Source organism: Lactobacillus bombicola, from assembly GCF_900112665.1.
In the GTDB taxonomy this organism is placed as follows: Bacteria; Bacillota; Bacilli; order Lactobacillales; family Lactobacillaceae; genus Lactobacillus; species Lactobacillus bombicola.
Genome location: NZ_FOMN01000002.1, coordinates 94597 through 108425, shown reverse-complemented (window position 1 = coordinate 108425; position 13829 = coordinate 94597). Strand labels below are relative to the sequence as shown.

Here is a 13829-nt window from a genome sequence, read left to right as displayed (position 1 = left end):
TATTAAGGATTATAAATTAATTGTTAAGTTATGATTACAGAAAGTAAGATTTCTTACCAATTTTTGTAAAATTATAAAATTTAGCGGACAGGGAGTAATTAACTAGTTAAAAATAGCTCCAATTACTTCTATTTATTTTGATGCTGGACATAAAGGTACACAGGCCAGCCACTCAGAGTGAGTAAAATACCGATTAAAGCTAAAATGGGTTGGGTAAGGGTGGTACTAATGACGATAAAACTAGCGCCACTAATAGCTAGAATAGGTGGTAGTGGATACCAGGGAGTCTTATATGGCCGCTGGAGGTTAGGCTTTTTAATTCGTAAGAGCATAACGCCAATAAATAATAGGATTGAGAAAATCCAAGAAACAAAAACTAGCATATCAGTTAGTGAATCAAAAGTTCCGGAAAAAATCATAATGGTCGCAACCAAACACTCAAACAGCATACTATTTGTGGGTACTGCTGTTTTTTGATTTAGGGTGCCAAAAAACTTGGCACCAGGTAATTTGTTTTCTTTCCCAAGAACATATGGCATCCTTGATCCTAACAGCAGGTGACCATTAATTGCTCCGAAAATTGAAACTAAAATTCCAAAACTAATAATGATACTCCCAAAATTGCCGAACAACTGTTGCGACGTCAAAAGCGCCGTTGCTTGATTGCCCACAATTAGTTTCCAAGGAAGTATTTTGATGAAGCTCCAATTAAGCAAGGTATAAATGACAGTTACCCCAAATAATCCCCAAATAATTGCTTTAGCAAGTGTTTTGGCTGGGTTTTTAATTTCACTAGCCAAATTACCAATGCTTAACCAACCATCGTAAGCAAATAAAACTGCTAACAAAGCTTGGCCAAAGGCAACAGCACCACTTGCAGATGAAATTTGTGGTCGAGGAGCTGAAACTAAATGGTTTTGATTGCTAATGACGGCTAATACAATGATAGTTAGAATGGGAATTAATTTAATTATCAAAGCAATTTTTTGAACTTGTCCACTTAATTTAGAACCAAGCCAATTAATAGCAAGAATTATAAGTATGACAATCAGTGCAGTTGCTGTAATTGAAAGGTGACTAAAGCCAGGAATTGCTTTAAGTTGAGTTGCAAAAACAATAGCTAAAGCGCCAATGTTAGCTGGATAATAGATAATAATTAATGACCAACCAAATAAAAAAGCAACTTGTGGACCATAAATTTTTTCGAGGTATTTAACCGGACCACCTTCTTCAGGGAAAATTGCAGCCAATTCGGCGATGCTTAAGCCCGCCATCAGTGTGATGAATCCGGCAAGTGGCCAAACAAGAATACTCAGCCAAGGGTTACGGGTAAGCGTAGAAATATTAGCAATTTTAAAAAAAGCACCACCGCCAATCATTGTCCCCATAACGGTTGCCAAAGCTGCAAAGAAGTTTAATTGTCTTTTCATTGTTCAATACCTTATTAAATCAAAATTAAATTTATCATTGTAATTATAGGATAAGGTTTGCAAAATAAAAAGATTATTTGTAAAAGATAATTAATAAACTTAAAGGAAATAGAAAATATTTACTTCTTGCATACATGAAAGCAATTACGTGTTATTATTTGAAGGAAATAATGTTGATGATCTTTCTTTTATTGTATAAAGGAGAAAAAATGAGTAAAGTTACAGTAGTCGGTAGTCTTAATTTTGATACTAATCTACGAGTAAAGCGGATGGCAAAACCTGGCGAAACGATCCATGCTAAAGATCACTATTCTGCTACTGGTGGTAAGGGTGCTAATCAAGCAGTTGCAGCAGCTCGAGCTGGTTGTACTGTGAAATTTATTGGTGCTGTCGGTAATGATGTACCAGGTAAGGAATTGCTTGCCGCACTTAAACAGGAAAAGATTGATACAAGTGGAGTTATGATAGTTGACCAAGAATCAACGGGGCAAGCCTACATTACTGTTGATGATGCTGGGCAGAATTCAATTACAATATATTCTGGTGCCAATTATCGCTTTGACAAAAATTATGTTAGTCAGAATAGAGCATTACTCACTGATAGCGATTTTGTTGTGGCTCAATTTGAGACGCCAATTGCGGCCACTATTACAGCTTTTGCAATAGCTCATCAAGCTGGGATTAAAACCATTTTAAATCCTGCTCCTGCAATGGAAGAGATCCCTTCAGAATTGCTTAAATTAACAGATATAATTATTCCTAATGAAACAGAGGCTGCTACAATTACTAATGTACAGGTTGTTGATGAAGCTAGTGCTAAAAAAGCCGCTGAAAAATTACATCAGCTAGGTGTGGCTACAGTCATTATCACTATTGGCTCCAAGGGAGCTTTTTATGATTTTCAGTCTAAGAGTGGGTTAGTTCCAGCATATAAAGTCGAGGCAGTAGATACCACTGCTGCGGGTGATACCTTTATTGGGGCACTGGCAAGTACTCTTAAACCCAATTTAGCTAACTTAAGTAAGGCAATTAATTTTGCTAATAAAGCTTCATCACTCACTGTTCAAAGATATGGTGCACAGCCTTCAATTCCTTATCTTAAAGAAATCGAAAAAATTTAAGTAAAGTTATTAAGCAAAGAGAAAGAGGTAGGTATTATGACAACAAAGATTGGAATTATTGGTGATGGTCATGTCGGCTGTACTGTAGCACATCAATTGATCATTTCAGAACTAGTTGATGATTTAGTAATGATTGATGTTAATGAAAAAAAGGTCAAAGCTGATGCAGTTGACTTTGAAGATGCTATGGCTAACTTGCCCAATCACGTAAATATTAAGGTTAATGATTATTCGGCTTTAAAAGATGCTCAAATTGTAATTAGCACCTTAGGCAGGATTTCACTTGAAACTAAAGGCGATCGTTTTGAAGAACTAGAATTCAATAAAAAACAGTTGAAGCCAATTACTGATGCAATTAAAAAGAGTGGCTTTAATGGAATTTTGTTAGTTATATCTAACCCAGTCGATGCAATTACTAATCTATACCAACAATTAACGGGATTACCTAAAGAACATGTGATTGGAACGGGTACTTTACTTGATACTGCACGTATGAAAAAAGTAGTAGCGCAAAAATTTGATGTTGATCCACGTTCAGTGAGTGGTTTTGTCTTAGGTGAGCATGGCGATTCACAATTTACAGCTTGGTCGACTGTAAAAGTTTTGCAACAACCAATTTTTGAATTTACACAAGATAAATCTTGGCGAGTAGAGGATCTTGATAATGAAATTAAAGAAGGGGGTTTTACGGTTTTTAACGGTAAGGGTTATACTAATTATGGTGTTTCAGCTGCGGCTGTTAGAATTGTTCGGACAATTTTAACTGATGCACGCACAGAATTACCAGTGTCGAGTTTTCAAGAAAAATATGACACTTATATGTCTTATCCAGCTGTTGTTGGGCGAGAAGGAATAGTTGCTAAAATTAACTTAAAACTAACAGCAGTAGAAGAGAAATTGCTACAAAAATCTGCTGAAACAATCAAAGAAAAATCGCAAGCATAATTTATAGTGAGTAAAAATATCTAATAGTTATGTGATTCTAAATTTAGGAATCATTGTTTTAAATTACTAAGCCTGTTATAATTACTAAGGCTTGAAATTTAACATTAAAAATGTTATTGTATTTAGCGTTAATCGATTAATCTATGGTTTGCAATAAAGCCATGGCAAAGGAGTAATAAACATGAAACAAGGCATTCATCCAGATTACCAAGAAGTTGTCTTTATGGATTCAGCAACAGGTGCTAAATTTGTTGCTGGCTCAACTGTAAAGTCAAAAGAAACAGTAGATTACGAAGGTAAGACTTACCCATTAATTCGGGTTGAAATCACTTCGGATTCTCATCCATTCTACACTGGCAAGCAAAAGTTTGCTCAGGCCGATGGTCGAATCGAAAAATTCAACAAGAAGTATGGTATGAAAGAGAAGTAGTATCTTTGATCTGGTGGAAGCAGTCCCATTGGGGCTGCTTTTTTATGTAAAGCCTATGGCTTATTTAAAATTGGATTAGGATGCTTTACCCAAATTTCTTTTTAGCTAGGAGAAAAATAGATGAAAATGCAACTGGCAGAAATTGCCAAGGCAATTAATTCAACTTGTGAGGGCAACGAGCAAACTGTTATTACTTCTGTTGTCTTTGATTCAAGAAAAATTACAGCTGGCGGCTTATTTGTTCCATTGAAAGGAGAAAGGGACGGGCATGACTTCATTGATAGCGCAATCAACAATGGGGCCAGTGCCACTTTATGGCAAAAGGGCCACCCCAATAAGCCTAATAATATTGCAATTCTAGAAGTTGAAGATCCTTTAACTAGTATGCAACAGCTAGCACAGTATTATCTTAATAAAGTTAATCCAACTGTAGTTGGAATAACTGGTTCTAATGGTAAAACTACTACCAAAGATATGACCTCAGCTGTTTTGGCTAAAAGGTTTAACGTTCATAAGACTGATGGGAACTTTAATAACGAAATTGGTGTGCCAATGACCATTTTGGAAATGAAACCTAATACAGAGATTTTGGTTTTGGAAATGGGAATGGATCATGCAGGGCAATTACATTTATTAAGTGAGCTTACTCATCCGGATGTTGCTGTAATTACAATGATTGGGGAAGCCCATATCGAATTTTTAGGCTCGCGGGCAGCAATTGCTGATGCGAAGATGGAAATCACTGATTTTTTGCGTGAAGACGGTGAACTTATTTATAACGGTGATGAACCACTTTTGCAAGCGCGAGCTAAGAAAATTAACCAAGCAAAAGTTACCTTTGGCCTAGCAAAAAATGATACAGTTTATATGACAGGTTATCGAAGTTATAAGCGTCATGCTACATTTACGGTTAACAATTCTGATAATCAATTTACTATTCCCATGATTGGTAAACATAATGTTTCTAATGCACTATCGGCTTTGTGTGTAGGGCGTTATTTTGGTGAAAGTGATGAAGAAATTGCAGTGGCTTTGGCTGGCTTTACGCCTACTGCTAACCGAATGGAGTGGGAAAAAGGCGATGTAGGCGAAGACATTATGAGCGATGTCTATAATTCAAACCCGACAGCTGTACGTGCTGTTTTAACTAGTTTTGGTCAAATTGAAGTACCAAAAGATAGCAGACGGATTGCCGTTTTAGGCGATATGTTAGAATTGGGGCAGCAGTCGGATAGTCTCCATGCTAAATTAGCGGATTGTCTTGACCCACAAGTGATAAATGAAGTATATTTATTTGGCTCAGAAATGAAGAATTTAGCAAATGTTCTCAAGGGAATATATTCTGATGAGCATTTGCATTATTATACAAAAGATCAGATGCAGCACATGATTGCTGATTTGAAAAATGATATTAAGCCGCATGATATAGTTGTTCTTAAGGGATCGCATGGCATGCACCTGGAAAAGGTACTAGAGCGGCTTAGATAGGAGAATTTAGTGAAATTTTCGGAATTAGGATTAAATGATGAGCTTTTAAAAGCTATTAAACGTTCAGGCTTTGAAGAAGCGACACCAATCCAGGAAGAGACAATTCCTCTTGCTTTAGCAGGCAGGGATGTAATTGGTCAAGCACAAACAGGAACAGGTAAGACTGCTGCTTTTGCTTTACCAATCTTACAAAATTTAGATAAAGATAAGAAGGTAATTCAAGCCTTAATTATTGAACCGACTCGCGAACTGGCAATTCAGACGCAAGAAGAGCTTTTTCGCTTAGGACGTGATGAACGTGCCCGTGTACAGGTCGTATATGGTGGGGCAGACATTAGTCGACAGATTAGATCACTTAAGAATCATGTGCCAGCGATTTTAGTTGGTACCCCAGGAAGACTGCTTGATCACTTAAAGCGTAAGACAATTAATTTAGCAGATGTTAACACTATTGTTTTAGATGAAGCTGACGAAATGCTTGATATGGGTTTTATTCAAGACATTGAAAGCATTTTAAGTTATGTTAAAAATCGTAAGCAGACCTTACTTTTCAGCGCAACTATGCCTAAGCCAATTATGAATATTAGTGAAAAGTTTATGGATAATCCAGAAATAGTCCGAATTAAGACTAAGGAACTAACCGCTGATTTGATTGATCAATATTATGTTAGAGCAAAAGACTCCGAAAAATTTGACATTATGTGTCGGTTAATTGATGTTGAAAGTCCTGATTTAGCAGTTGTTTTTGTGCGAACAAAGCGACGTGTTGATGAGGTTACACGAGGCTTACAAGCCCGTGGCTATAATGCAGCTGGAATTCATGGCGATTTATCACAGGCACGAAGAATAAGTGTTTTAAAACGCTTTAGAGCTAGTAAACTTGATATCCTAGTTGCTACTGATGTTGCTGCGCGTGGGTTAGATATTTCAGGCGTAACGCACGTTTACAATTATGATATTCCGCAAGATCCAGATTCATACGTCCACCGTATTGGACGTACGGGTCGAGCTGGTCAAAATGGGAGCTCTATTACCTTTGTTACACCAAATGAATTGGGTTACATGAGAACAATTGAGCAATTAACCAAGAAGAAGATGACCCCACTTGCTCCACCTTCAGATGATGAAGCTTTAAGAGGCCAGTTGAAACTTGCTAAGACTAAGGTTGAGGATTTGCTAAAGGAAGACTTGACTAAATATGCTGCTGATGCTGCTGAGTTATTAGAAAATTATTCGGCTATTGATTTAGCAAGTGCCTTACTTAAGAATTTATCAAAAGATTCTTCAAGTGTTGAAGTCAAAATCAGTTCCCAAAAGCCATTGCCATATAAAGGTGGCGACGGGCGTCGTAGCGGAAACAGAAGTCGCGGCCGTGGTAATTACCGTGGTGGCAGCCGAGGTCATAGTAATTATCGTGGTGGTAATCGTGGCCATGGTAATTATCGCGGTGATCGTTCACATAAAGCAAATAGCGGTCATAGTTTTGTGATTAAAAGTAAAAAAGATTAATGATTTACAAAATAATGAGTTGGCTTGATGTACAACTCTTTTTTTGTATTATAATTTTTTATATGAGGTAAAAAAATGATTGTAGGCGTAGGTATTGATACTATTGAAGTTGAACGTGTGGCAAAAATTGTGACCAAGGGCGATTCTTTTGCAAAAAAAGTTTTAACACCTAAGGAATTTGCTCAATATCAAAAGATGGTTAATAAGCGAAAAGTAGAATATTTAGGTGGTCGTTTTTCAATAAAAGAATCTTTTTCTAAGGCCATGGGGACTGGACTTGGAAAAGAAATTGGATTGCAAGATGTTGAAACGCTGTGGGATAAGGTAGGGCATCCGGTGACAACTTCACCAAAGTTCACTGGTAAAATTTGGTCGAGTATTACCCACGACAATCATGAAATAATCACATTAGTTGTTTTGGAGAAATAAAATGATTCCAGGAATACATCGTCCGGCTGCTGTTTGTGTTGATTTGGCAGCTATTAGGCAAAATATAAAAGAAGAAATAAGACATTTAGAACCGGGGCAAAAATTGTTTGCGGTTGTTAAAGCAAATGCATATGGACATGGGGCTGCACAAGTTGCTCAAGAGGCAGTAAAAGTTGGCGTGAGTGGTTTTTGCGTGGCTATTTTAGATGAGGCTTTAGAGTTACGTCAAGCAGGGATTGTTCAGCCAATTCTAGTCTTAGGTGTAACACCACCTAGATTTACCTCGCTAGCTGCTGCTAATGATATTTCCCTAACAGTTCCCAATTTAGCGTGGTTAGAAGATGCAGAAAAAATCTTAGTAGCAGAAAATGCAGATTTAATTCTTAAAATACATTTGGCGATTGATTCTGGGATGGGGCGAATTGGTTTTAGTGAGGATGCTGAATTTCTCAACGCTAATAATTTTTTATTAAATAATCCTAATTTTTTTGTTGAAGGACTATTTACTCATTTTGCTTCAGCTGATAGTAGTGATGATACTTACTTTAAAAGTCAAGTTCAGCGCTTTAATCATTTAAAAAAATTGCTAAAAATAAAACCAAAATGGATTCATGTGGATAATACAGCAGCTAGTGTTTTTAATAAGGGTGTTCATAGTGATCTAGTACGTTTTGGAATTGGAATGTATGGTTTGAATCCATCCTCGAATCCTACTAGTCCAGATTTGTCACTAACAATTAAATTAAAACCCGCCCTTTCATTTGAAAGTGAACTAGTGCAGGTGCACACCATTCATGCCAATCAGGGGGTAGGCTATGGTTCAACTTATGTTGCAACTAGTGACCAAATAATTGGCACGGTACCAGTAGGATATGCTGACGGTTTTATTCGTAAGTTTCAGGGCTTTAAAATAAAAGTAGGAAACGAATATTGCCCAATTGTGGGACGAATATGTATGGATCAATTAATGGTGCGATTGCCTCATGAAATGCCCGTGGGTACCAAAGTGGTACTGATTTCTAATGACCCACTAGCTCCTAATAATATTAAGGCGGCAGCTGATTACGTTGATTCAATTCATTATGAAGTAGCTTGTTTATTAGATGATCGCTTACCGCGTAAATATTACGGGCAATTGAATTGCTAATCAAAAAAAGACATTGCAAAAGCAATGTCTTTTTTGTCAATGAAATTAATCATTAATTGGCTTATTGAGATAAACTCCTGGATTTTCATCGCTCATAATGGTCATGCCAGCTTGTAAATCTTCAATTTCTGCAACTACGTAACCCTTATGTTCTAATTTACCAACAATAGTTTTCAGTGTTTCTTCACTCACACCAGCTGGAAGAGTAAATAAGATTCGGCGAACGAAATTATGACTTTGCTGAGCAGTAGATGCATCTAAACTCATTGTTCCAGCGATATTAGAATATTTATTAATAATTTTTGCCATTTTTACTAAATTACCATTTGAATTATCGGTTAAAACGGTGAGGACATACGAACCGGTTTTAAGATTCCATGCATCAGATAACATGTCTAATAAGCGAGAGTGTGTTAAAATACCATAGAACTTACCGCTTTCATCTAGAACAGAGATGTAAGGTAGGTCTTTTATTGTGAAGAATACTTTAAAAAATGGTGAATTAACTTTAATTGTTTTAGTTGCGTTTTTAAGTAGATGTGTTACTGGTAAATCCATATCTTTTCCTTGAGATTTGTGGCGGTAAATATGCATCTTATAAATATTCCCACGAAAAATAGTTCCAGTATCATCTAAAATAGGTACACATCTGTAGCCCGAATCTTCTAAAGTTTCCAGGGCTTCAGCTAATGTAGCATGTTCGTTGACTGTTGTTAGATAATCTTTTTTGATAACTAAAGATTTAATAAGCATGAAACTGCCTCCATTATAAAAATTGTTCTAGATAATTATAACATAAATAGTATATTAATTAGATAAGTATTAAAATTAAATATTGGATAAATAGAGTTTAGCACGTACAGGATAATTAAAAAAGATTTTTACTTCACATTTACATGTACATGTAAATGTAAGTATGCTTATTAATTATCCTATGAGGTGGCTATACTATTCATTAAATACGATTAAAAGTAAGGGGAATTACTAATGAAATTAATTGTTGGTTTAGGAAATCCAGGTAAAAAATATGATGGTACCAAGCATAATACAGGCTTTATGGCGCTAGATTATTATTTAAAGCAAGGTTCCCTTCAGCTTGAGCGCGAAAAGTTTGAAGGCAGATATATTAAACAAGTTATTAAGGGTGAAGATGTTATTTTTCTTGAACCACAAACTTTTATGAATGAATCTGGCCGCTCAGTTGCCCAATTTGCCCACTTTTTTAAAATTAAGGCACAAGATGTTTTGATTATACAAGATGATATGGATCTACCATTAGGAAAAATTAGAATTCGGGCAACTGGTAAATCTGGTGGGCATAACGGAATTAAAAGTATCATTCGCGATCTTGGCACTAGTGATTTTAACCGGCTCAAAATCGGTATCAAACATCCAGCTAATGTTACTGAAGCTAGTGTTATTTCGTGGGTTTTATCCAAATTTAGTATGGAGCAACAAAAATTAATGGATAATGCTTTTGAAATTAGTAGTGATGTAATTACGGATTTTATTACTGGTAAGGGTTGCCAATTTTTGATGAATAAATATAATTGATATGCGTTTAACTAATTTAATTGAAAAAGATCAAGAATTAACTAATTTTATAGCTAAAACAGTTAATGTGAAAAATTCACTCATCACCGGTGCCAATGCTGGTGCTTTTAGTGTACTTTTATGTCAGCTAGTAAGTGAGCTTGATCGACCAATAATTTTAATTGAAGAGAATGAAAACAAGGTGCAAAAGCTCTATGGTGAATTAAAGCAGTTAATGCCAGATGGTAGAGTACAGCTTTTCCCATTAGATGCAACGATTGCTACACAAACAGCAGTTAGCTCACCGGATGAACTAAGTAGTCGAATACAAGCACTTAACTTTTTATTAACTGGTGAACAAGGAATTGTGCTAACTACCCCACAAGGGGTGCAATATAAATTGTCTAATCCTAAAGAATATCAAGCTGTAAGGCAAGAAATTAGGGTTGAAGTTGAGTACGATTTAACTGATTTAACAAGTTGGTTGATTAGTTCAGGGTATCGGCGGGAAAATTTAGTAGCTAAACCAGGAGAATTTGCTTTACGAGGTGATATTTTAGATATTTATCCTCTAGATCGTGAAAATCCAGTTAGAATCGAATTCTTTGGTGATCAAGTTGATACTATTCGGGAATTGGATTTAGCTAGTCAGCGTAGTCAAAAAGAAATTAAAGCTTTATCAATAGGACCGGCGCAGGATCATATTTTTACTGTACATAACTTTAAAAGTGCAGTTAAGCAAATTGAAGTTGCAATGGTCGATGCCCCAGCACCTAAAGAAGAAGTGGAAAATCATTTTACTTCAATTTTAGCGAATTTGAATGATAATAATTTACCCCAGAACTATTCTTTTCTAATTGACTTCTTACTTTCTAATTCAAGTAGCATTTTAGATTATCTAACTAAAGATGGCTTAATTGTATTAGATGATTGGTCCTTAATTAATCAGTCAATTAAAACAGTAGATCAGCAAAATGCTGGTTTTATTGCTGACGAATTGAAGACCGGTGCAATGTTGCCAGGGCAAGTAGTGCGCAGTGATTTTTATAAAAATTGGGCTATAGACGGGCACCATCATGTATATTTTTCCCCTTTTCAAAGGAGTATTGGTCGAGTTCGGTTAGGGCAACTCCTTGATTGGCAAACTAGACAGCCTCAAGAGTTCTTTAGTCAGATGCCGCTGTTGAAAACTGAAATTGAGTCTTATCAAAAAAAGAAACAAACGGTTATCTTGCAAGCAGATAATATTCAAAGAGCACAACAAATTAAGCAGACTTTAGCTGAATTTGGTGTAAACGTTCCAATAGTTGAAGCTGATCAGTTAATTGAGCAACAAACACAAATAATTGTTGGCTCATTTATGCGTGGCTTTTCTTTACCTAATAGTAAGTTAGTTTATTTAACTGAACAAGAATTATTTAATAAACCCACCCACCAACCCTCAAAAATTAAAACATTAGAAAATGCACAGCGTTTACGTAATTATACTGAGTTAAAACCAGGCGATTATGTTGTGCACGTCAATCACGGGATTGGCCGTTTTGAAGGAATTAAGACGCTAGAAAACCAAGGAATTAAGCGCGATTATATTACTATAACTTATCAACATGGTGATCAGTTATTTGTTCCAGCTGATCAATTAAAGTTGGTGCAAAAGTATGTTGCTTCAGAAGAAAAGCAGCCGCATATTAATAAATTAGGTGGCAGTGAATGGGCTAATACCAAGCGTAAAGTTCAGTCTAAAGTTGAAGATATTGCAGATGACCTGATTGAACTTTATGCAAAACGTGAAGCAGAAAAAGGTTTTGCTTTTGCTCCAGATGATGAATTACAACAGCAGTTTGAAGCTGCTTTTCCTTATGTTGAAACAGCTGACCAGTTACGCTCAACTAAAGAAATCAAGCATGATATGGAACAAGAGAAACCAATGGATCGCTTGTTAGTTGGTGATGTAGGCTTTGGTAAAACTGAAGTGGCATTACGGGCTGCCTTTAAAGCGATTGAAAGTGGTAAGCAAGTGGCTTTCTTAGTGCCAACAACTATTCTAGCTCAACAACACTTTGAAACAATTCAAGATCGATTTAAAAACTTTCCAGTTAATTATGCAGTCTTATCAAGGTTTCAAACTGCAAGTGAAACCCAAAAAATTATTGCTGAACTTCAGGCGGGTAAGCTTGATTTAGTTGTAGGTACGCACCGACTTTTATCTAAAGATGTGCAGTTTAAAGATTTGGGACTGCTAATTGTTGATGAAGAACAACGATTTGGGGTTAAGCACAAAGAACGCCTAAAAGAACTAAAAGCTAATATTGATGTATTAACACTAACAGCTACACCAATTCCAAGGACCCTACATATGTCAATGGTTGGTGTACGTGATCTTTCGGTGATGGAAACACCGCCTTCTAACCGTTTTCCAATTCAAACTTATGTCATGGAGGAATTGCCAAGCGTGGTCAAGGATGCCTGCTTGCGTGAAATGCAACGTGATGGGCAAGTCTTTTATTTACACAATCGAATTGGTGATATTGATGATGTGGTAGTCAGGTTACAAGAGCTATTGCCTACGGCTCGAATTGCTAGTGTACATGGTCGAATGAGCAAAAATCAGATGGAGGATATTTTATATCGCTTTTTAAATCGCGAATTTGATATTTTGGTCACAACTACAATTATTGAAACAGGTATTGATATGCCTAATGTAAATACGATGGTCATTGAAAATGCCGACCATTATGGTTTAAGTCAGCTTTATCAGCTGCGCGGACGAATCGGGCGTAGTGCAAGGTTGGCTTATGCCTATTTCTTATATCAGCCTAATCGAGTGTTAACTGAAGTGGGTGAAAAGCGCTTAGAAGCAATTCGTGATTTTACTGAATTAGGTTCAGGCTTTAAAATAGCAATGCGTGATTTGTCAATTCGGGGTGCTGGCAATATGCTTGGAGCACAGCAACATGGCTTTATTGACAGTGTAGGGTATGATTTATATTCACAGATGCTCAGCGATGCAATTTATAACCGCAAGGGTAAGCATAAAGTCAAAAAGAGTAATGCGGAAATTGAACTAGATTTTGAAGCTTATATTCCGGAAAGTTATATTAGTGACCAAGAAGAAAAAATTGAATTTTATAAAAAAATCAAGGCTGCTAATTTTGATGAAATTCAGGAAATCCAGGATGAATTAATTGATCGTTTTGGTGATTATCCTGAACCAGTTGAAAATCTTTTGGCAATTTCAAATTTAAAACTTGAAGCTGACTTAGCCCAAGTGTTGAGTATTATTAGAGTAAAGCAACAAATAAAAGTTGAATTTGATGTTTCAGCTAGTAAAGAATTGACTGGACCTAATATTTTCAAAGCTTTAGAACATGTTTCCTTAAAAGTCAAAATTAATTTAAATCCACAAAAGCACTTGGTTGTGCTGTTGACGCTTTTAGATAATATGTCTAAGAGACAGTTGATTAATGAACTAATTAAATTTATGAGTGCAGTAAGTGATATTATTCAAAGATAAGAATTGAGGCAGAACAATGAGAATTGATAAATTTTTGAAAATTTCCCGTTTAGTGAAAAGACGGCCAATTGCTAAAGAAATGGCTGATCAAGGACGAATTAGGGTAAACGATAAAGTAGTGAAGTCAAGTTATGAGGTAAAACTTGGTGACCTGATTGAGGTTGGTTATGGTTCCAGAACAGTTAAAGCAAAAGTGTGTGCTATTCGAGAAACAACTAAAAAAGCTGAAGCAAGTGAACTTTATGAATTAGTTGATTAAGCAACTTAGATATATGACATTTAT

12 protein-coding genes are annotated in these 13829 nt (G+C 36.0%); 10 read left to right on the top strand and 2 right to left on the bottom strand.

The window, feature by feature from the left end; translation table 11 throughout:
• Positions 1–128: 128 nt before the first annotated feature.
• On the bottom strand, positions 129–1430 hold the full coding sequence (locus tag BM203_RS02115; protein ID WP_090092388.1) for an APC family permease: 1302 nt from the start codon (positions 1428–1430) through the stop codon (positions 129–131).
• A 209-nt stretch (positions 1431–1639) separates the two neighbouring features.
• Between BM203_RS02115 and rbsK the strand changes: the two genes are divergently transcribed.
• From rbsK to alr, 7 genes are all read left to right on the top strand, one after another.
• On the top strand, positions 1640–2551 hold the full coding sequence (gene rbsK / locus BM203_RS02110) for a ribokinase (RefSeq protein ID WP_090092677.1): 912 nt from the start codon (positions 1640–1642) through the stop codon (positions 2549–2551).
• A gap of 36 nt (positions 2552–2587) precedes the next feature.
• Entirely contained in the window at positions 2588–3496 is a 909-nt protein-coding gene (locus BM203_RS02105; RefSeq protein ID WP_090092387.1) for an L-lactate dehydrogenase, read from the top strand.
• 181 nt (positions 3497–3677) lie between these two features.
• Positions 3678–3926 (top strand): type B 50S ribosomal protein L31, encoded by a 249-nt coding sequence (locus BM203_RS02100; protein ID WP_090092385.1) that lies wholly within the window; start codon positions 3678–3680, stop codon positions 3924–3926.
• Between the two features lie 120 nt (positions 3927–4046).
• Positions 4047–5414, top strand: coding sequence for a UDP-N-acetylmuramoyl-tripeptide--D-alanyl-D-alanine ligase (locus tag BM203_RS02095; protein WP_090092384.1), 1368 nt, complete (start codon positions 4047–4049; stop codon positions 5412–5414).
• 9 nt (positions 5415–5423) lie between these two features.
• On the top strand, positions 5424–6923 hold the full coding sequence (cshA, locus tag BM203_RS02090) for a degradosome RNA helicase CshA (protein ID WP_090092382.1): 1500 nt from the start codon (positions 5424–5426) through the stop codon (positions 6921–6923).
• A gap of 75 nt (positions 6924–6998) precedes the next feature.
• Complete coding sequence (gene acpS, locus BM203_RS02085) at positions 6999–7352, top strand: holo-ACP synthase (RefSeq protein WP_090092381.1); 354 nt, start codon at positions 6999–7001, stop codon at positions 7350–7352.
• A gap of 1 nt (position 7353) precedes the next feature.
• Positions 7354–8499 (top strand): alanine racemase, encoded by a 1146-nt coding sequence (gene alr, locus BM203_RS02080; protein WP_090092379.1) that lies wholly within the window; start codon positions 7354–7356, stop codon positions 8497–8499.
• A gap of 45 nt (positions 8500–8544) precedes the next feature.
• Here the strand turns inward: alr and cbpA are convergent, their stop codons facing one another.
• Positions 8545–9252: a cyclic di-AMP binding protein CbpA gene (gene cbpA, locus BM203_RS02075; protein WP_090092378.1), complete on the bottom strand. Its 708-nt coding sequence runs from the start codon at positions 9250–9252 to the stop codon at positions 8545–8547.
• 234 nt (positions 9253–9486) lie between these two features.
• Between cbpA and pth the strand changes: the two genes are divergently transcribed.
• Genes pth through BM203_RS02060 form a run of 3 tightly spaced genes read left to right on the top strand, consistent with a single transcriptional unit; the run spans position 9487 to position 13805 of the window.
• Positions 9487–10053, top strand: a complete 567-nt coding sequence (pth, locus tag BM203_RS02070; RefSeq protein ID WP_090092376.1) for an aminoacyl-tRNA hydrolase — start codon at positions 9487–9489, stop codon at positions 10051–10053.
• A 1-nt stretch (position 10054) separates the two neighbouring features.
• A complete protein-coding gene (mfd, locus tag BM203_RS02065) occupies positions 10055–13546 on the top strand; it encodes a transcription-repair coupling factor (protein WP_090092374.1) in 3492 nt (1163 codons plus the stop codon).
• Between the two features lie 16 nt (positions 13547–13562).
• Entirely contained in the window at positions 13563–13805 is a 243-nt protein-coding gene (locus BM203_RS02060) for an RNA-binding S4 domain-containing protein (protein ID WP_090092373.1), read from the top strand.
• Positions 13806–13829: the final 24 nt, after the last annotated feature.